This window comes from Zhengella mangrovi (assembly GCF_002727065.1).
Classification (GTDB): Bacteria; Pseudomonadota; Alphaproteobacteria; order Rhizobiales; family Rhizobiaceae; genus Zhengella; species Zhengella mangrovi.
Genome location: NZ_PDVP01000008.1, coordinates 71609 through 90906 on the forward strand (window position 1 = coordinate 71609; position 19298 = coordinate 90906).

General features: G+C 66.5%; 21 protein-coding genes. 11 read left to right on the forward strand and 10 right to left on the reverse strand.

Annotated elements, in window-relative coordinates:
• A complete protein-coding gene (locus CSC94_RS13985) occupies window positions 1–819 on the reverse strand; it encodes an alpha/beta hydrolase (protein WP_099306974.1) in 819 nt (272 codons plus the stop codon).
• A gap of 194 nt (window positions 820–1013) precedes the next feature.
• On the opposite strand from CSC94_RS13985, the gene CSC94_RS13990 reads away from it, so the two are divergent.
• From CSC94_RS13990 to CSC94_RS14015, 6 genes are all read left to right on the forward strand, one after another.
• Window positions 1014–1250, forward strand: coding sequence for an Lrp/AsnC ligand binding domain-containing protein (locus CSC94_RS13990; protein WP_099306975.1), 237 nt, complete (start codon window positions 1014–1016; stop codon window positions 1248–1250).
• 37 nt (window positions 1251–1287) lie between these two features.
• Window positions 1288–2427 (forward strand): ABC transporter substrate-binding protein, encoded by a 1140-nt coding sequence (locus CSC94_RS13995; RefSeq protein ID WP_099306976.1) that lies wholly within the window; start codon window positions 1288–1290, stop codon window positions 2425–2427.
• A gap of 61 nt (window positions 2428–2488) precedes the next feature.
• Window positions 2489–3409, forward strand: coding sequence for a branched-chain amino acid ABC transporter permease (locus CSC94_RS14000; RefSeq protein ID WP_099306977.1), 921 nt, complete (start codon window positions 2489–2491; stop codon window positions 3407–3409).
• Entirely contained in the window at window positions 3409–4389 is a 981-nt protein-coding gene (locus CSC94_RS14005) for a branched-chain amino acid ABC transporter permease (RefSeq protein WP_099306978.1), read from the forward strand. The genes CSC94_RS14000 and CSC94_RS14005 overlap by 1 nt, the downstream gene beginning before the upstream one ends.
• Window positions 4382–5134 (forward strand): ABC transporter ATP-binding protein, encoded by a 753-nt coding sequence (locus tag CSC94_RS14010; RefSeq protein ID WP_099307083.1) that lies wholly within the window; start codon window positions 4382–4384, stop codon window positions 5132–5134. Before CSC94_RS14005 ends, CSC94_RS14010 begins: the two co-directional genes overlap by 8 nt.
• On the forward strand, window positions 5131–5820 hold the full coding sequence (locus CSC94_RS14015) for an ABC transporter ATP-binding protein (RefSeq protein ID WP_099306979.1): 690 nt from the start codon (window positions 5131–5133) through the stop codon (window positions 5818–5820). Before CSC94_RS14010 ends, CSC94_RS14015 begins: the two co-directional genes overlap by 4 nt.
• Before the next feature lie 3 nt (window positions 5821–5823).
• On the opposite strand, the gene CSC94_RS14020 is transcribed toward CSC94_RS14015, so the two are convergent.
• Genes CSC94_RS14020 through puuE form a run of 4 tightly spaced genes read right to left on the reverse strand, consistent with a single transcriptional unit; the run spans window position 5824 to window position 9178 of the window.
• Window positions 5824–6390 (reverse strand): nucleoside deaminase, encoded by a 567-nt coding sequence (locus tag CSC94_RS14020; RefSeq protein ID WP_099307084.1) that lies wholly within the window; start codon window positions 6388–6390, stop codon window positions 5824–5826.
• Window positions 6391–6420: 30 nt separating this feature from the next.
• Window positions 6421–6924, reverse strand: coding sequence for an ureidoglycolate lyase (locus CSC94_RS14025; protein WP_099306980.1), 504 nt, complete (start codon window positions 6922–6924; stop codon window positions 6421–6423).
• Entirely contained in the window at window positions 6921–7751 is an 831-nt protein-coding gene (locus tag CSC94_RS14030; RefSeq protein ID WP_099306981.1) for a bifunctional allantoicase/(S)-ureidoglycine aminohydrolase, read from the reverse strand. Before CSC94_RS14030 ends, CSC94_RS14025 begins: the two co-directional genes overlap by 4 nt.
• Before the next feature lie 5 nt (window positions 7752–7756).
• Complete coding sequence (gene puuE, locus CSC94_RS14035) at window positions 7757–9178, reverse strand: allantoinase PuuE (RefSeq protein ID WP_099306982.1); 1422 nt, start codon at window positions 9176–9178, stop codon at window positions 7757–7759.
• A gap of 234 nt (window positions 9179–9412) precedes the next feature.
• Here puuE and uraH point away from each other — a divergent pair, with 234 nt between their 5' ends.
• The 5 genes from uraH (at window position 9413) to CSC94_RS14060 (ending at window position 14776) form a co-directional block, all read left to right on the forward strand.
• Entirely contained in the window at window positions 9413–9787 is a 375-nt protein-coding gene (gene uraH, locus CSC94_RS14040; RefSeq protein WP_099306983.1) for a hydroxyisourate hydrolase, read from the forward strand.
• Window positions 9787–11256: a xanthine dehydrogenase small subunit gene (gene xdhA, locus CSC94_RS14045; protein WP_099306984.1), complete on the forward strand. Its 1470-nt coding sequence runs from the start codon at window positions 9787–9789 to the stop codon at window positions 11254–11256. The genes uraH and xdhA overlap by 1 nt, the downstream gene beginning before the upstream one ends.
• Before the next feature lie 9 nt (window positions 11257–11265).
• Window positions 11266–13617: a xanthine dehydrogenase molybdopterin binding subunit gene (xdhB, locus tag CSC94_RS14050; RefSeq protein WP_099307085.1), complete on the forward strand. Its 2352-nt coding sequence runs from the start codon at window positions 11266–11268 to the stop codon at window positions 13615–13617.
• 9 nt (window positions 13618–13626) lie between these two features.
• Window positions 13627–14439: a xanthine dehydrogenase accessory protein XdhC gene (gene xdhC, locus CSC94_RS14055; protein ID WP_099306985.1), complete on the forward strand. Its 813-nt coding sequence runs from the start codon at window positions 13627–13629 to the stop codon at window positions 14437–14439.
• Between the two features lie 115 nt (window positions 14440–14554).
• Window positions 14555–14776, forward strand: a complete 222-nt coding sequence (locus CSC94_RS14060) for a dodecin (protein ID WP_099306986.1) — start codon at window positions 14555–14557, stop codon at window positions 14774–14776.
• A 33-nt stretch (window positions 14777–14809) separates the two neighbouring features.
• On the opposite strand, the gene CSC94_RS14065 is transcribed toward CSC94_RS14060, so the two are convergent.
• From CSC94_RS14065 to CSC94_RS14085, 5 genes are all read right to left on the reverse strand, one after another.
• A complete protein-coding gene (locus tag CSC94_RS14065) occupies window positions 14810–15703 on the reverse strand; it encodes an NAD(+)/NADH kinase (RefSeq protein WP_099306987.1) in 894 nt (297 codons plus the stop codon).
• Window positions 15704–15706: 3 nt separating this feature from the next.
• On the reverse strand, window positions 15707–16723 hold the full coding sequence (locus CSC94_RS14070) for an SPFH domain-containing protein (protein ID WP_099306988.1): 1017 nt from the start codon (window positions 16721–16723) through the stop codon (window positions 15707–15709).
• Between the two features lie 5 nt (window positions 16724–16728).
• Complete coding sequence (locus CSC94_RS14075; RefSeq protein WP_245408351.1) at window positions 16729–17436, reverse strand: NUDIX hydrolase; 708 nt, start codon at window positions 17434–17436, stop codon at window positions 16729–16731.
• Window positions 17437–17610: 174 nt separating this feature from the next.
• Window positions 17611–18051 carry a glyoxalase superfamily protein gene (locus CSC94_RS14080; RefSeq protein ID WP_099306990.1) on the reverse strand — a complete coding sequence of 147 codons (441 nt, stop codon included), beginning with the start codon at window positions 18049–18051 and terminating at the stop codon, window positions 17611–17613.
• Window positions 18052–18243: 192 nt separating this feature from the next.
• Window positions 18244–19164: a LysR family transcriptional regulator gene (locus tag CSC94_RS14085; RefSeq protein WP_099306991.1), complete on the reverse strand. Its 921-nt coding sequence runs from the start codon at window positions 19162–19164 to the stop codon at window positions 18244–18246.
• Window positions 19165–19298: the final 134 nt, after the last annotated feature.

Genomic DNA, 19298 nt, shown 5'->3' on the forward strand with positions numbered 1-19298 from the left:
TCACGGCGCAAGCCTTGTAGCCAGTTCGCTGTCCGGATCGGCGAGCGCATCGATGACGTTGAAGTGATGTTCGTCCGGCGTGGTGATGCACTCGGTGTCGGCGCCAAGACCCGTCCAGACGTTGGCCAGCAGCGCGTTCTGGCGGATGAACTCCGGCCGCTCGGCCCCGCCGGCCCAGCAGGTCAGTTCCACCCCGTTGACCGGTTCCAGCAAGGCAGGACTTTCGTCCCGCGCCTCCTCGAGGTCGAGATGCAGCAGCTCGTTGAGCTTCGTTGCCATCAGCGGGCGCAGGTCATGGACACCGGAAATGGAAATGACGTGGTCGATCCGGTCCAGGATGTCCGGCGCCAGCGGCGTGTCGCTGCAGACCATGCGCGAAACGAGGTGACCGCCGGCGGAGTGGCCGGAGAGACGGACCGGTCCGTCAACCTGCTTCGCCACCTCGGTGATCGCGGCGCCGACCTGGCGGGTGATATGGCTGATGCGCGCCTGCGGTGCCAGCGTGTAGCTGGGCATGGCGACAGCCCAACCGCGGGCCAGCGCACCGGCGGAGAAATGCGACCACATCGACTTGTCGAAGGCCCGCCAGTAGCCGCCGTGGACGAAGACCGCGAGGCCCTTCGGCGTGCCCTCGGGCATGAAAAGGTCAAGGCGTTCGCGGACTTCCGAACCGTAGGCGATGTCGAGCCGGGCGCGGCCCGACGCGGAAAGACCTTCCCTGAAGGCCGCCGCCTGCTCCCCCCAGCGTGGCGGGTAGGACGCGGCCTCCCGAATATGGCCGAAATTGTCGTAGGCATCGTCCCAGTCGGTCACGGGCATGGCGCTCCTCCGTTTTCGCGGGCGCAAGACTAGGCGCGAACGCACGCGACGGGAAGGCGGATGACGCGGATTTACCTTTCTTCGATTGACCGGCCGGTCAGGCTTGCCAAACCAGCGCTGATGTTTAACGTGTGGCGACAGGACGCGATTGCCGCAGGCGGTCATGTTCATGCCCAGGGAGGACAGGTGAGACCATGAAATGCGTGTTCGTGCAGCTCAGATGCGTGCCGGGCAAGACCTACGAGGTGGCCGACGAGATCTACAAGCGCGAGATCGCCTCGGAGCTGTTCTCCACGTCGGGCGATTTCGACCTGCTGATGAAGCTCTACGTCGACGACGGGGTCGATATCGGCAAGTACATCAATGACAATATTCTCGACATCGCGGGCATTTCACGCTCGCTGACAACGCTGACCTTCAAGGCGTTCTGAAAACCGGTTCGAGACAATCCAAGGGGAGGAGACCCACATGAAGAAGACGACAAAGGTGCTTGCGGCCCTGGCGGGCCTGCTGATGGCCACTGCCGTGCAGGCGGACCCGCTCAAGGTCGGCATGATCACGACGCTTTCGGGCGGCGGCGCCGGTCTCGGCATCGACGTTCGCGACGGGTTCATGCTCGCCGTCAAGCAGTCCGGCGACAAGGAAGTCGAGGTCGTGGTCGAAGATGACCAGCGCAAGCCCGACGTCGCGGTGCAACTGGCGGACAAGCTGGTGCAGTCGGACAAGGTCGACGTGCTGACCGGCATCATATGGTCCAACCTCGCCATGGCCGTGGTGCCGGCGGTGACCGCGCAGGGCAAGTTCTACCTGTCGCCGAATGCCGGCCCGTCGCAGCTCGCCGGCAAGGGCTGCAACAAGAACTATTTCAACGTCTCCTGGCAGAACGACGCCTTCAACGAGGCGGCCGGTGCCTGGGCCAGCGAAAACGGCATCAAGAAGGTCTTCCTGATGGCGCCGAACTACCCGGCCGGCAAGGACATGATCACGGGCTTCAAGCGCTTCTACAAGGGCGACGTGAGCGCCGAGGTGTTCACCAAGCTCGGCCAGACCGACTATGCCGCCGAGATCGCGCAGATCAAGGCGTCGGACGCGGACGTGGTCTACTTCTTCCTGCCGGGCGGCATGGGCATTTCCTTCATCAAGCAGTACTCCGGTTCCGGTGCCGACAAGCCGCTGATGGGGCCGGCCTTCAGTTTCGACCAGGGCATCCTGGGCGCGGTCGGCGAGGCGGCGCTTGGCGTCAAGAACACGTCGCACTGGTCGAAGGACCTCGACAACGCCGCCAACAAGGCCTTCGTGGAGTCCTTCCAGAAGGAATACGGCCGTCTGCCGTCGCTCTATGCCAGCCAGGGCTATGACACCGCGCAACTGCTGCTGTCGGCCAAGGCCAAGGCCTCGGTGAGCGATGCCGATGCGTTCCGCACGGCGCTGGAAGCGGCGGACTTCGCCTCGACGCGCGGCGACTTCAAGTTCGCGCCCAACCATCACCCGATCCAGACCATCTACATGCGCGAGGTGGTCAAGGAGGGCGACGTGGTGACCAACAAGGTCATCGGCGTGGCGATGAAGGACCACAAGGACCCGTACGGGGCCGAGTGCAAGATGTGATTGACGGCCGGCGGGCGGCATTTCGGCTGCCCGCCGGCTCTCTTCTTCCGGAGCCGGTCCGCTGACATTCCCGCTCTTTCTCGAACAGGTTCTGAACGGCCTGCAACTCGGCATGATGCTGTTCCTGATGGCGGCCGGGCTGACGCTGGTCTTTGGCGTCATGGGGCTGATCAACCTGGCGCACGGCTCGCTCTACATGGTGGGTGCCTTCGCCTGCGCCGGCGTTGCCGCGGCGACGGGCTCGTTCTGGCTCGGGCTGGTGGCCAGCCTGGCCGCGGCCGCGGCGGCGGGCGCACTGGTCGAGGTCACCGTGCTGCGGCGGCTCTATGACCGCGATCACCTCGACCAGGTGCTGGCGACCTTCGCGCTGATCCTGATCTTCTCGGAGGGGACGCGCTGGCTGTTCGGCTCGTTCCCGCTCTACCTCGACATTCCCAAGGCGCTATCGGGTTCCGTGTCGCTGCCCGGCGGCATCACCTACCCGCTCTACCGGATGGCGATCATCGTGGCCGGGCTGGCGGTGGCCGTCGGCCTGTTCGGACTGGTGTCGAAAACCCGGCTCGGCATGCGCATCCGTGCCGGCGACGCCGACCGCGAGATGATCGCGGCGCTCGGTGTCGACATCGACCGGCTCTACACCATCGTCTTCATGCTCGGGGCGGCGCTGGCCGGTTTCGCCGGCGCGCTGGTCGGCGCCATCCAGTCGGTGCAGGTCGGCATGGGCGAACCGGTGCTGATCCTGGCCTTCGTCGTCATCGTCATCGGCGGCATCGGATCGATCAAGGGCGCGCTGGTGGGCGCGCTGCTCGTGGGCATCACCGACACGCTCGGCCGGTTCCTCATGCCCTGGGCGCTCGGCTTCGTCATGGACGCCTCCAGCGCCGGGGCGATCGGGTCGGCCATCGCCTCCATGCTGATCTACATGCTGATGGCGGTGGTGCTGGCGCTGCGGCCGGGCGGCCTGTTCGGGAGTGCGGCCTGATGCGTGCCGAAACCCTGTTCAACCTCGTTCTGGTCGGCGGCCTGCTGGCCGTCGCGCTGATCGCCTTCGGCCTGGAAGAGACCTTCACCATCACGCTCGTCACCAAGGTCGCGATCTTCGCCATCGCCGGCATCGGGCTCAATCTCGCGCTCGGCCAGGGCGGGCTGGTCTCGTTCGGCCATGCGGCCTTCTTCGGGCTGGGCGGCTACGCGGTCGGGATCCTGTCGAGCCATGCGCAGAACTACGAGCCGCTGATGGAATGGCCCTTCCTCGTCGAGGGGACGACCTTCATGCCGGTGCTCTGGCTCGTCGCCGTGCTCGTTTCCGGCATCGCGGCGCTGGCGATCGGTGCCATCAGCCTGAGGACGGCCGGCGTCTACTTCATCATGATCACGCTCGCCTTCGCGCAGATGATCTATTATTTCGCCATCTCCTGGCCGGCCTATGGCGGCGAGGACGGTCTTTCGATCTACGTGCGCAACGGGTTTCCCGGTCTCAACACGCTGGATCCGCTCAGCTTCTTCCTGCTGGTCTTCGCCGTTCTCTTGCTGGTGGTTTTCCTGGCGGCCCGGCTGCAGGCCTCGCGCTTCGGCATGACGCTGGAAGCTGCGCGGCAGAACGCGCTTCGTGTCACGTCGGCCGGCATCTCGCCCTATCGCGTGCGCCTTGTCGCCTTCGTCATCTCGGCCATGATCACCGGGCTCGCCGGGGCGCTCTACGCCGATCTCAACCGTTTCGTCAGCCCGGCCATGCTGTCGTGGCAGACCTCGGGCGAGATCATGGTGTTCGTGATTCTCGGCGGTGTCGGCCGCCTGGCCGGGCCGATTGCCGGTGCCGCGCTGTTCGTGATGCTGGAGCACTTCCTCGGCGGCCTGGCGGAGCACTGGCAGTTCTTCCTCGGCCTTGCGCTTCTCGGCGTGGTGCTGTTTGCCCGCGGCGGGCTGGCCGGTTTCGTGCTGAAGGAGCGTGGCCGTGGCTGATCCCGTGCTCGACCTGAGGCAGGTGACCAAGAGCTTCGGCGCGCTGGTGGCCAGCGACCACGTGGACCTCGACCTGATGCCTGGCGAGATCCACGCGCTGATCGGGCCGAACGGCGCGGGAAAGTCGACGCTGATCAAGCAGATCGCCGGGGAGCTCCGGCCGAGTTCCGGCACCATCCGGTTCAACGGCGAGGACATCACGGCGGCCCCGCCGGCGCGGCGCGCGACGATGGGACTGGCGCGCACGTTCCAGGTCTCGGCGCTGGCGCCGGAATTTTCCGCACTGGCCAACGTGATGGTGGCGGTGGCGCCGCGGGCCGGCGGGGTGTTCCGGTTCTTTGGCCGTGCCCTTAGCGACCGGGCGCTGACGGAACCGGCCATGGCGGCGCTGCAGCGGGTCGGGCTGGAAAACCGGGCCGAAGTGCCGGTGTCGGAGCTTTCCCACGGCGAGCGCCGGCAGCTCGAGATCGCCATCGCGCTGGCGATGAAACCAAAGGTTTTCCTGATGGACGAGCCGATGGCCGGCATGGGGCCGGACGGATCGCAGCGGCTGACCCGGCTGCTGGCGGACATGAAGGCCGAAGCGCCGATCCTGCTGGTGGAGCATGACATGGACGCGGTTTTCGCGCTGGCCAACCGGATCTCGGTGATGGTCTACGGCCGCGTCGTCGCGACCGGCACGGCGGACGACATCCGCGCCAATCCGCTGGTCCGCGAGGCCTATCTCGGCGGAGACGACGCATGAGCGCGCTGCTGGACGTCGAGGCCATCGAGGTCAGTTACGGCGCGGCACAGGCGCTGTTCGGCGTCAGCCTTGCCGTGGGCGAGGGCGAGGCCGTGGCGCTGATGGGCCGCAACGGCATGGGCAAGACCACGACCATTCGCACCATCTGCCGGCTGATGCGCCATCACGGCGGGCACGTGCGGTTCGCCGGGCAGGACATCGGTGCGCAGGCGCCCTTCCGCGTGGCGCGGATGGGCATCGGGCTGGTGCCGGAAGGCCGGCGCTGTTTCGGACCGCTCACCGTGCGGGAAAACCTCGTGGCTGCCGCCAGGCCGGGCGAATGGACGCTGGACCGTGTCCACAAGCTTTTCCCGCGGTTGCACGAACGCCATGGCCAGGCCGCGGCGACGCTTTCGGGCGGCGAACAACAGATGCTGGCCATCGGGCGGGCGCTGATGACCAACCCGCGCCTGCTGGTGCTGGACGAGGCGACCGAGGGTCTTGCGCCGGTCGTGCGCCAGGAAATCTGGGCCGCCATTTCCGCGCTGAAGGCGACCGGGCTGTCGATCCTGGTGGTCGACAAGTCGCTGAAAGAGCTGAAGGGGTTTGCCGACCGCTGCGTCGTGCTGGAGAAGGGCGAGAGCGTGTGGCAGGGCGCGCCCGGCGACCTGACCGACGAGATCGCCACGCGCTACCTCGGCGTCTGAGCCTCAGTTCAACGGAATGGCATTGCCGTCCTTGGTCGCCTGGTAGGCTGCCGACAGGTCGTCGTATTTCGCCTTGATGCGCGCGATGCGGGCAAGGGCCTCCGACCGGTCCGGCTCGGGCAGTTCATTGGCGCGGGCCGGAATGGACCAGCTCTTCCAGAAGGCGTTCTCGGCGTTGTAGCCGCCCGGATCCAGCGTGAAGACTTCCTTGAGGATCTTCAGGTCATGCGGGATGGCAAAGGCGTCGCGACTGTCCTCGTGGCTGAACAGGTAGGCGAAGTTGTCGAACCCGGTCCACGTGATGGCGGACAGGCAGAGCGAGCAGGGCTCGTGGGTCGACAGGAACAGGCAGTCTGCCGGGTCGGGCCGCGTGCCGGCGGGCATTTCATAGAGGCGCTTGAGCGTGTGCACCTCGCCATGCCAGAGCGGATTTTCCAGCTCGTTGTTGGTTTCGGCGAGGACGAGGGACAAATCGTCCTTGCGCAGGATGGCCGCGCCGAAAAGCTTGTTGCCCTTGGCCACGCCCTTCTCGGTGAGCGGGATGATGTCGTGCTCGATGACATCGAGCATGCGGTTGATCAGAGGGGCATCGGTCACGGGTCAGTTTCCTTCCGGCAGGCGGATTTCCCAGGGGTCGGCGAAGGTGAATTCCTCCAGGTTCGATCCGTCGCCGCCACGGTCGACGACGAGGAAATCCTGCGGCTCGCCCAGCGGCGTCAGAACGGCATGCCAGGTGTTTCGCGCATAGTTGACGCCCTGGCCAGGCGCGGTGATGAAGGCTTCGGGTGTGCCAGGCCCTTCCTCCGTGTCCGGGCAGACGACCACCAGAAAGGGACGCGGCGACAAAGGCATGAACGCCTGGCTGCCGAAGGGGTGGCGCTCGACGAGGGTCAGGCGAAGCGGCATGGCATAGGGCGTGCCGCGGAAGATGTTGATCAGGACGCGACCGTTCGGGCCGGCGGCTTCCACCCTGGCCAGATCGTGAAACCGCTCGCAATTGCCGTTGTTGATCGGAAAGTGGTTGGCGCCGCGGGTTTCAATGACATCGCCAAAGCCTGCGAAGGCCTCGCGCGTCAGCGGGCGGGCGGTGACTGTGCGGCTCATGGGAAGCGCGTCAGCGGCATGTGCCGGTTGACGTCCTTGTAGAGCAGGTAGCGGAAGGGTCCCGGACCCCCGGCATAGCAGGCCTGCGGGCAGAAGGCGCGCAGCCACATGAAGTCGCCGGCCTCGACCTCGACCCAGTCGCGGTTGAGCTTGTAGACGCCCTTGCCTTCCAGCACGTAGAGGCCATGCTCCATGACGTGCGTTTCCTCGAAGGGAATGGTGCCGCCGGGTTGCAGGGTGACGATGGTGACATGCATGTCGTGGCGCAGGTCGGCGGGATCGACGAAACGCGTCGTGGCCCAGCGGCCCCCGGTGTCGGGCATCGGCGAAGGCGCGATGTCGCGTTCGTTGAGGAAGAGCGGGTCGGGTGCCTGAAGCCCCTCGACCGGCTGCCAGGCCTTGCGGATCCAGTGGAAGCGGGCGTGCTCGTCGCCCGCGTTGCGCAAGGTCCAGCCGCAGGCCGGAGGCAGGTAGGCATAGCCGCCGGGTGTCAGGCGACGGTCCGTGCCACCGAGCGTGACGGTGACCTCGCCTTCCATGACAAAGAGCACGCCTTCGGCGCGTGCATCCTCTTCCGGACGGTCGCTGCCGCCGCCGGGTGCGACTTCCATGATGTATTGCGAGAAGGTCTCTGCGAAGCCAGACAACGGACGGGCGATCACCCAGAGCCGTGTCCCGTCCCAATGCGGCAGGAAACTCGTGACGATATCGCTGAGCACGCCAGCGGGGAGCACGGCATAAGCCTCGGTGAAGACGGCGCGGCCGGTCATCAGCTGCGTCTGGGCCGGAAGGCCGCCATGCGGGGCGTGATAGAGAGGTCTGGTCATCGCGGTCACTCCGGCAGCATGTCTTTCAGGCGCAGCAGCGCGATCCGCTCGACCTGCCTGCAGGCGGTGGCGAATTCCTCCTCGCGGCTGTTTGCGATGCGCGCTTCGAAGGCGGCAAGGATGTCGTTTTTCGTCAGTCCCTTGACCGCGATGATGAACGGGAAGCCAAATTTGGCGGTGTAGGCCTCGTTCAACTCCGTGAAGCGCGTGCGCTCGGCATCGGTCAAGGCATCAAGACCGGCAGAGGCCTGTTCCGCCGTCGATTCGGCGGTCAGGCGCCTGGCCTGCGCCAGCTTGCCGGCCAGGTCGGGGTGGGCCTGCAGGACGCCAAGGCGCTCGGACTGGCTGGCCGACCGGAAGGCGCGGGCGAGCGCGTTGTGCAGACCGCCGGCGCTGTCGTGGGCCGGGCCAAGTTCCATGTCGAAGGCGCGCTCGGCGATCCAGGGGGAGTGTTCGAAGACCGAACCGAAGGCGGAAACGAAGTCGGCCTCGTCCATGGCCGATGGCGTCATGCGCGGCGCCACATAGGGATGCGTCTTCTTCCAGTGCTCGGCAATGTCGATGCGGCGCGCGACCCAGACCTTCTCATGGTTGAGCACGTGGTCGATGAAGCGCTGCAGGGCGCGGGCGCGCCCCGGGCGGCCGACGAGGCGGCAGTGAAGGCCGATGTTGAGCATCTTCGGCGCTCCATCCATGCCCTCGGCATAGAGCGTGTCAAAGGCATCGCGGAGATAGGCGAAGAACTGGTCGCCGGAGTTGAAGCCCTGGACGGCGGCAAAGCGCATGTCGTTGGTGTCGAGCGTGTAGGGGATGACGAGCTGTTCCTTGCCGTCGACCACGATCCAGTGGGGCAGGTCGTCGTCGTAGACGTCGGAGATGTAGTCGAAGCCGCCTTCTTTTGCTGAGAGCGGAACCGTGTGCATGGATGCCCGGCCGAGATAGAAGCCGCGCGGACGCTCACCGGTCACTTCCGCGTGGAGGCGGATGGCCTCGAGCATGTGGGCGCGTTCGTCTTCCTCGGAGAAATCCTTGTACTCGATCCACTTCAGGCCATGGGAGGCAATCTCCCAGCCGGCAGATTGCATGGCCGCGACCTGGTCCGGCGAGCGGGCAAGGGCGGAGGCCACGCCATAGACGGTGGCCGGGATGCCGGCCTGGGTAAACATGCGGTGCAGACGCCAGAAGCCGGCGCGTGCGCCGTACTCGTAGATCGATTCCATGTTCCAGTGGCGCTGGTTCGGCCAGTTGGTGGCCCCTGTGATTTCCGACAGGAAGGCCTCGGACTGCTTGTCGCCGTGCAGGAGGCAGTTCTCGCCGCCTTCCTCGTAATTGATCACGAACTGAACGGCGATCCGCGCTTCGCCCGGCCATTTCGGGTGGGGCGGGCGGGCGCCATACCCGCGCATGTCGCGTTCGTAGCGTTTCATGGTTTTCCTCGTGCTCCCGGTCGAAATGCTGATGACCATCATCAATGAAACAGAATGGGTGGCCAAGCCTATTGCAACCGGCCCCCGCGCCAACATGCGGAAAAATTTGAAACTGTTTTGAGCAGGGAAGGGCGGCCGGGGTCTTATGGCGATCGCTTGAATGAGTCACACTCTGGACCGTATGGTCAAATTCATGGTTGAATCGCGCCGTCTGGCGCAGCGACAGGAGACGGGATGAGCAAGAACGGCGGTTACCTGACCACCCATGTTCTCGACACGGCGCGCGGCGTGCCGGCGGACGGGATCCGGATCGAGCTCTTCAGGCTCTCCGGCGACAGCCGCGAACGGATCGCCGAAACGGTGACCAATAACGACGGGCGCACCGACAGCCCCATCCTGCCGGCGGAAACCTTCGAGACGGGAACGTTCGAACTGGTCTTCCATGCGGGCGATTACATCCGGCTGCACGGGCTGGCCATGCCGGTGGCCGGCGGACCTCTGTTCCTCGACGAGATCCCGATCCGTTTCGGCATGGACGACATCCACGCCCATTACCATGTGCCGCTTCTTCTTTCGCCGTTCGGCTATTCCACCTACAGGGGCAGCTGATGAGCGCGCCGGCAATCCGCAAGGACATCCGTTTCCTGCTCAACGGCGATACCGTCACCCTTCACGATGTCCGGCCCGGCGACATGCTGCTGGATTTCCTGCGGATCCGGCGCGGCCTGACAGGCACGAAGGAAGGATGCGCGGAAGGCGACTGCGGCGCCTGCACGGTGCTGGTCGGGCGGCTCGGCCGGGACGGCAACCTCGCCTACGAGAGCGTGAATGCCTGTATCCGCTTCCTGGCGTCACTGGACGGCTGCCATGTCGTCACCGTCGAGCACCTGAAGGGAGCCGATGGCGGTCTTCACCCGGTGCAGCAGGCGCTGGTCGACCACCACGGCTCGCAATGCGGCTTCTGCACACCGGGCTTCGTGATGAGCCTCTACGGGCTTTGGATGAGCCGGCCGGATGCCGACGACCGGGTGATCGAGAAGGCCCTGCAGGGCAATCTCTGCCGCTGCACGGGCTACGAATCGATCATCCGGGCCGGGCGTGCGATCTCCGACTACGGTTTGCCGCAGGACGATCCGCTGGCCAGCGAGCGCGAGACGGTCGCGCACGCGCTGCGCAGCCTCGCCGACGGGGCCCGTGTCGAGATCGATAGCGCCGACGGGCGGATCGTCATTCCTGCCGACGTGGACGATCTTGCCCGCGTGCTGGAAGCCGAGCCGGATGCCACGATCGTCTCCGGCGCAACCGACGTCGGGCTCTGGGTGACCAAGTTCATGCGCGATGTCGCGCCGGTCGTCTTCATCGGGCATATCGAGGGCCTGAAGGGCGTGCATACGCATGGCAACCTCCTGGTGATGGGCGCGGGCGTCAGTTACAGCCAGGCGCACGGCGTGTTCGCGGAGCACGTTCCGCAACTGGCGGCGCTCGTCGACCGGATCGGCGGCGAGCAGGTGCGCAACATGGGCACGATCGGCGGCAACATCGCCAACGGCTCGCCCATCGGCGATACGCCGCCGCCGATGATCGCACTGGGCGCGACAGTGACTCTGCGCAAGCGGCACAACCGCCGTTCGCTGCCGCTGGAAGATTTCTTCATCGACTATGGCCGGCAGGACCGGGCGCCGGGCGAATTCGTCGAGAGCGTTTCGGTGCCGCTGCCTCCGCGGGATGCGCAGTTTGCGGTCTACAAGGTTTCCAAGCGGCGCGACGAGGACATCACGGCCGTCCTGGGCGCCTTCCTGCTGAGGCTCGATGGCGACGGACGGGTGCAGCAGATCCATATCGCCTTTGGCGGCATGGCAGGCGTGCCCAAGCGTGCCCGGGCCGTGGAAGCCGTACTGGCCGGCCAGCCGTGGACGATGGCGACCGTCGAGGCGGCGCTCGATAGTTTCGAGATCGATTATCAACCGCTTACTGACATGCGGGCGAGCGCGGCGTACCGGATGCTGGTGGCAAAGAACCTGCTGAAACGGTTTTTCCTGGAAACTGCCCAAGCGGGCGGCGGCAGCAAGGCGGCGTGAGGGCAGATGATGGGAAAGCATGAACCAGCCGACCTGACCGCTTCCGCCATCAAGGGCGGCGTGGCCTCGCGCCAGCGGCACGATTCCGCGCACAAGCACGTGACCGGCACGGCGGTCTACATAGACGACATCGTCGAGCCGAAGGGCTGCCTGCATGCCTATCTCGGCCTGTCCACCGTGACGCATGGCCGGCTGCGCGGCATCGATACCGGCCTGGCGATGAAGATCCCCGGCGTGGTGGCGGTGCTGACGGCGGATGACGTGCCCGGCGTCAACGACATCTCGCCGACGGGGCGCGACGACGAACCGGTGCTGGCCGACCGCGTCGTGCAGTTTTTCGGACAGCCGGTCTTCGCCGTTGTCGCGGAGACGCGCGACATCGCGCGCCGCGCCTGCCGCCAGGTCAAGGTGCACTACGAGGAACTGCCGGCGATCGTGACCTACGAGGATGCCGGCGACACGCCGAAACTGGTCTGCGATCCGCTGACGCTGCAGCGGGGCGACGTGGGCCGGGCGCTGGAAGCCGCGCCGCGCCGGCTGTCGGGCGACATGCGCATCGGCGGGCAGGACCATTTCTACCTGGAGGGCCACATCGCGCTGGCCATTCCCGGCGAAGACGGGGACATGCTGGTGCATTCGTCCACGCAGCACCCGTCGGAAGTGCAACACATGGTGGCCCACGTGCTGGGCGAGGCCAATCACTCGGTCACGGTGGACGTGCGCCGCATGGGCGGCGGGTTCGGCGGCAAGGAGACCCAGTCCAACCAGTTCGCCGCCATCGCCGCCGTCGCGGCGCGGCTGACAGGCCGCGCGGTGAAGATCCGGCCGGACCGCGACGACGACATGACGGCGACCGGAAAGCGGCACGATTTCCTGGTCGGCTACGATGTCGGCTTCGATGACGAGGGCAATATCCTCGGCGTCGATTTCACCTATGCCTCGCGCTGCGGCTTCTCGGCCGACCTGTCGGGCCCGGTGACCGACCGGGCACTGTTCCACTGCGACAACGCCTATTACTGGCCGGCGGTGAAGGCCGTTTCGGTGCCACTTTACACCAACACGGTATCCGCGACCGCGTTTCGCGGCTTCGGCGGTCCGCAGGGCATGGTCGGCGCGGAACGCGTGATCGAGGAAGTGGCGTTCGCCACCGGGCTCGATCCGCTGGAAGTGCGGCGCAAGAATTTCTACGGCGATGCCGGGCGCGACGTGACGCCCTATCACCAGACGGTGGAGGACAATGTCATCGCCCGCATCGTGGACGAACTGGAAGCGTCGTCCGGCTACCAGGCGCGGCGTGCGGCTATCCGGGCGGACAATGCGCAAGGCGGCGTGATCAGGCGCGGCATTGCGCTGACGCCGGTGAAGTTCGGCATCTCGTTCACCGCGACGCATTTCAACCAGGCCGGCGCGCTGGTGCATGTCTACACCGACGGCTCGGTGCACCTGAACCATGGCGGCACGGAGATGGGCCAGGGTCTCTACGTCAAGGTGGCGCAGATCGTGGCGGAAGAATTCCAGATCGACATCGACCAGGTGAAGATCACGGCCACGACCACGGGCAAGGTGCCGAACACCTCGGCCACGGCGGCCTCGTCGGGTTCGGACCTGAACGGGATGGCTGCACAGGCCGCGGCGCGGACGATCCGAGAACGGCTGACGGATTTCGCGTCCGGGTTCTACGAGGTGCCGGCCGACCAGGTGACCTTCCTGCCCAATCGCGTGCGGATCGGCAACCAGGAGATCCCGTTCGCCGAACTGGTGAAACAGGCCTATGTCGCCCGGGTGCAGCTTTCGGCCACCGGGTTCTACAAGACACCGAACATCCACTGGGACCGGGATACCGGCAAGGGCCGGCCGTTTTACTATTTCGCCTACGGGGCGTCGGTCTCGGAGGTCTCGGTCGATACGCTGACCGGCGAATACCGCGTGGAGCGCACCGACATCCTGCACGAGACGGGCCGCTCGCTGAACCCGGCCATCGATCTCGGCCAGATCGAGGGCGGCTTCATCCAGGGCATGGGCTGGCTGACGACGGAGGAGCTGTGGTGGGACGGCAAGGGCCGGCTGCGCACCCATGCGCCCTCCACCTACAAGATCCCGCTGGCCTCCGACCGGCCGCGTGTCTCCAACGTTGCGCTCGCCGACTGGGCGGAAAACCGCGAGGACACGATCCACAAGTCCAAGGCCGTGGGGGAACCTCCGTTCATGCTCGGCATGTCGGTTTTCCACGCGCTGTCCGACGCGGTCGCCTCGGTGGCCGACTACCGGGTCTGCCCGCGGCTTGACGCACCGGCGACGCCGGAGCGCGTGCTGATGGCCATCGAGCGGCTGAGCCGGCGCGCCCGCACGGACGAGGCCTGACCGGTCGTCATGGCCGACCTGACCGCCTTTCTCGCGGCCAACCCGGAGGCCATCCTGGTGACGGTCGGGGAGGTGAAGGGATCGACCCCGCGCGACACGGACGCCTGGATGGTGGTGGCGCGTGACGGCCTCTTCGGTACGATCGGCGGCGGTCAACTGGAGTTCCTGGCGCTGGAGCGGGCACGGTCAATCCTTGCAGGCCGGGCGGAGGAGGGCCGCTGGTCGCAGCCGCTCGGTCCCGAGATCGGCCAATGCTGCGGCGGCCATGTGACGCTGGATTTCAGGCGCGTTTCGGATGCCGTGCGCGATGACCTGACCGCCACATGGAACAGGGCGCAGGCGGCCCGGCCGCACGTCTTCGTGTTCGGTGCAGGCCACGTGGGAACGGCGCTTGCCCATGCACTGGCGCTTCTGCCCCTCCGCGTCATCGTGGTGGAAACACGCAGGGACGCGCTCGAAGCCCTTCGCGAGCAGGCCGGCGACATGGCCCAAACGCAACTCACGGCCGTGCCTGAAGCGGTCGTGCGCAACGCGCCGGCCGGTTCGGCCTTCATCGTGCTGACCCACGATCATGCCCTCGATTTCCTGATCGTTTCAGAGGCGCTGGCGCGCGACGACGCGGCTTATTGCGGGCTGATCGGCTCGGCCACGAAGCGGGCGGTGTTCCGCCGGCAGTGGCTGGAGGCCGGTGGCGCGGAAGACCGGTTCGCGCGCCTCGTCTGCCCGATCGGCGGGGCGAGGGTGCGGGACAAGCGGCCGGCCGTGATCGCTGCGATGACCACTGCGGAAGTGATGGCCGCACTGGCCGGGGCCGGCGGCTGAACCGCCGCTCCCCTGTTCGTGATAGACTGCATGGATCATTCGCAAACCGAATGCGTTGGCATGTCGGCGGCGGGGTCTGCTTGCCCCGTCATTTTTCAAACCCGGGAGATGCATCATGAGCAGTCACGTTTACAAAATGGTCGATCTTGTCGGGTCCTCGCCGAAGGGCATCGAGGACGCCATCGAAACCGCCATCGCCAAGGCCGGGAAGACGATCCGTCACCTGCGCTGGTTCGAGGTGGTGGAAACGCGCGGCCATATCGAGGACGGCAAGGTCGCCCACTACCAGGTGTCGTTGCGGGCGGCCTTCACCCTGGAAGGCGATGACGCGGTCTGATCGAGTTCGGCGGCCGGCCTTTGCTTCGCCGCGTCAGGCCACCATGGTCAGGTGCCGGTCCGCGATGGCGAGCCGGGCGTCGTTGCCCCAGTCAAAGGGCAGGTAGTCCTGTTCGATGCCGTCGGCGAAAATGACGCCGCCATCCTCCATGCGCGACGTGACGTGGATGGACGATGCGGCATCGACCAGGCCCGTGCGGAGGCTCGAACCTGTCGTGCGGCTCGGCCACGGTTCGCGTGAAAAGAAGGCGGCGCTGCTGTCGTCCGGCGCAATGTCGTAACGATAGCCGGTCACGGCCATCAGCGACCGCGCCCAGCCGCTCATGCCGGTGCCCGTTGCGAGAATAAGGCCGCTCGACGACTGGAACTCCCGTTTGCCGGCGACCTGAAGGTCGTAGCGCGCACTCTTGTGTGAGCGGTGACCGACAAAGAGCTCGTTGAGCGCCATCAGCGTGCCGCCGCCCGTGACGCTGGCCATGACCATCGTCCGTTCAACCCGGTCGATATCGCCGGCGGCGGCGCGCGGCAGAATGCCGGCCAGGTGCTCGACCCTGTGCGTGGTCAGGATGCCTTCGCCGCGCGATGCATCGGCTGCCACCCCGATGAGCGGCTGGCCGTCGAGGTACTTGGCGATGTTCGGGACCAGCCCGTCCTGTCCCAGCGCGACGACAATGTCATTGGGAAAGAAAAGGAAACGGTCAAGGTCGTCGCGAAGAACCTCGGCGAACGACCAGTCTGCGGGGACGGCGCGCCTCGCCTGGGCCAGCGCCTGCGCCTGGGCATGATCGCGGGCAACGACCTCGTCGAGCCGCTGGCCGCGCGCGGCCAGGAAGAACTCCACCTGGCCGAGCGTCGAATGACGCGCGAGAAGCGCCGCCAGTTCCGTCCTGCGGGTGACGAGGACAACGCGCGGCAAAAGGACGGACATGGCTCAAGGCTCCCGGCCCTGCGCGACGAGCCCGCGCAACTGCCCGGCAAGACCCGCCAGCATGTCCGGCGTCACGGTCACCGAGTCGATCCGGTCCAGCTTGGACGCGAACTCGCGGGCTGCGAGCGCCAGGAGCGCGGCGGTCGGCATGCCCGCCACGGCAGCCATGCGCAATTGCTCCATCTCCGCGGCGGCCTGTTCCACCGTGCGGATGCGCGTTGCCTCGGCCTCGGCCTCGATGGTCCGGGCACGCGCCCCGCCTTCCGCGCGGATGCTCTGCGCCGCCGCATCGGCCTGCGCCTCCGAACGGGCGTTCTCGTCCTCCCGGGCGATCAGGTCACGCCGGCGCGCCGCCAGTTCGATCCTGTTGGCGAGCTCGTTCTCCGCGATGGCCCGTTCCTTCTCGACCGCCAGTGCGCGACGGGCAAAGGTGGCCTCGTCCGCTTTCTGCTGCATGGCCTCGAAGGTCGGAACCTGCAGTGCGCGGGCCAGTTCGCTGCTCGGTGTCAGCGCGGCCACGCGAACCGCGATGACCGTCAGCCCCATGTCCGCCAGGGCCGCCTCGGCGGCAAAGCCCGCGTTCAGGGCGGCCTGCAACGGCGCGAGTCCTGCGTCGAGCAGGTCGCGTATGGCCTTTCCCTTGACGTAGGTGTCGGAAAATTCGCGCGCCAGGCCGGTCAGCACCGAGTGGATGTGGTCCTGCGGCTTGGCAGCGTGCTGCCCGGTCTTCAGGTCGATGGTGAAATCGACCCGCTCGGACAGGCACCCGGCATCGGCGACGCGCCAGAGAATCGTCCCCTGCACGGAGACATCCTGATAATCGGCGGACTGGTTGGAGACCATGAAGGTCAGTTCCCGGTCATCCATGGGGATCTCGCTGATCGAGGCGCCCACCGGCGAGAACCAGACGGACAGGCCGCGCCCGGCCCGCGTCTCCCGGCCGTTGCGGAACAGGCGGATGTGGCTGGACGTCTCTGCGCGGAGGTGACGGATGAAGGGGTACCGGGAAATCTGTGCCATGATCCTTACTCGCTGGCGGGTTTCAATTCATAGAGTTCTGCGGGGCGGAAGGCGCCGGGGGCTTCGAACTTCCCGGTCGCCGCGATGGGGTGACGGTCGGCCAGCTTGCGCCGGAAGGCGGGCTTGGCGAGCCTGCGCCCCAGGATCGCCTCATGCACTTCCTGTGCCTGGCGAAGTGTGAAAAGCCGCGGCAGGAAGGCGAAGCCGATCGGCGTGTAGTCGAGCTTGCCACGCAGGCGCTTGACCACGTCGCCGAGGATCGCGGCATGGTCGAAGGCCAGCGGCAAGGCTGCTCCCTCATCGTCCAGGGCCGTGGCCGGTCCGCCGGTCTCGCCGGGCCAGTCGACGGCGATTCCTGCCAGCGACAGCCCGGGCTTGCCCGCGATGAGCGGCAGGAGCCGCCCGGCGGGCACCACGGCCAGGTAGACGATGCTGACGACATGGCCGCGCGGGTCGCGATCCGGCGCGCCATAGGTCGCCAGTTGTTCGAAGTGGACGCCGTCGAGACCGGTCTTGTCATGCAGCACGCGGCGGACCGCCTGTTCCGGCGACTCGCCAAGATGGACAAACCCGCCCGGCATGGCCCGGTCCCCGCCAACCACGGCGCCATCGCCGCGCGGCACGAGAACGGCCTTCAGGGTCCCGTCGGCGACCGTGAGGATGGCCAGGTCGACGGCAAGGGACGGTTTGGGATGGGCGGCAAGCTGGGACATCTGTACGCTTCGCATTGTAACTATCAGAATAGATATAACTGTTCTGATAAGAAGTCAAGCCAATGCCCGCCGGCCGCAACGGCGGCGAGGGGCGGGACCAGGAAGCATGATCGGATAAACGCCGGGCGGGGAAGGATGTGCGGGCGCCCGGGAAAGGCGCCCGCCTGTCTTGCATCAGAGCTCGATGCGCATGTGCGGCTCACCGTTCGACGTGTGTTCCGCCGTCAGGCCATCGCTGCCCACCGTGACGGTGACGCGGTGGCGGAAGGCGGAGAAGCTGTCGAAGGTGACGACATCCACCGGTTCGTCGAACTGGAAGGTCAGGCGCCAGCGATTGCCCTCGCCAAGGCGCTGCACGGCGATGACCTCGCCCAGGAACTTCTGGCCAAGATAGGTGCCGGTCAGCACCTGGCCGACATGGAAGCTTGCCGGCGGCCTGTTTCCAGCCGCTGCATGGGCGGTATTCCAGTCGCGGTGGCCGTGCTGGCGGGCCACCAGTTCCAGCGCCTGGGCGTGGCTGACGGGTGTTCCGCGTGTTTCCAGGTCGGCACGCAGGCGCTTGGCCTGTGCCTTCATGTCGTCGATTGATGGGGTAAGCCCACGGTTTCCATTCATCACAGACCTCTTTCCAAGCCGGGATGCACCATGATGCCTGTGGGTGCCCGCATTGCCACCGGACTGCATCCAGAAAGGATCAGGACGGATGGTTTTCGTTCAAGGAGGCTTCACCGTGGCCTTGCGGCCTGCGGGCGGCAGGGGCCTCTGCCCTTCAGGATCGCCGGCATATAGGGATGGCGCGGCGGTTTGTCAAAGGGCCGTCTCGCCGAGCAGGCCGCGCACCATGCGCTGGCAGCGTTCGGCCATGAAATCGAGGAACAGGCGGATCTTCGGGTCCTGCAGCTTGCGGTGCGGGTAGAGGGCGGCCAGTTGTACGGACTCCGGGGCGAAATCCGGCAGGACCGGCACAAGACGGCCGTCGCGGATGAAGGGCTCGACCTCGAAGCGCGGCTTGTTGACGATGCCGCGTCCGTCCAGAGCCCAGGAGGTCAGCACGTCGCCGTCGTCGGAATCGAAGGGGCCGCGGACCTCGAACTTCTGTGGGCCTTCGGCACTGCTGAGCAGCCAGTGGAAGTCGCGCGAACCGGGGAAACGCAGCAGCAGGCAGTCGTGGCCGGCCAGGTCGTCGGGTGTCTTCGGGACACCGCGCCGCTCCAGGTAGGCGGGGGCGGCGACGAGGACACGGTCGCAATGAGCGATATTGCGGCGCTTGAAACTGGAATCCTCCAGCACCCCGAGCTTGAAGGCAACGTCAATGCCTTCCTTCATGATGTCGACGTTGTGGTCGGAGAGGCGAAGGCGCACCTCGATGTCGGGGTAGAGGTCGCGAAAGGCGGGAATGCCCGAGGCGATGAAGCGCCGGCCGATGCCGAGCGGCGCGGTGACGCGGATGGAGCCGCGCGGCCGGCCTGACACCTCCGACACGGCGGCCTCGGCGTCGGCGACGGCCTCCAGCACCTTGCGCGCGCCGTCGTAGAAGACGCGTCCCTGCTCGGTTGGCATGAGCTGGCGCGTGGTGCGGTTGAACAGGCGGACGCCGAGGTGCTTTTCCAGCTCCTTGATGCGGTTCGAGGCGACCGCCGGCGAGATGCGCATGTCGCGCCCGGCAGCCGACAGGTTGCCCAGTTCCACCACGCGCACGAAAACGGCGATGTTGTCGAGATAGGCCATGGCGATTCCCCTCACGAAGAGCCATGCCCTTCAAGAAATCACGTTAGTACTGTTCGGATTTTTTTGAAAGTCATCGTGAAAGGATGTGCTTTTCAAACGGGACCGGGCCAGCAATGATCGCGGGTGACACGACA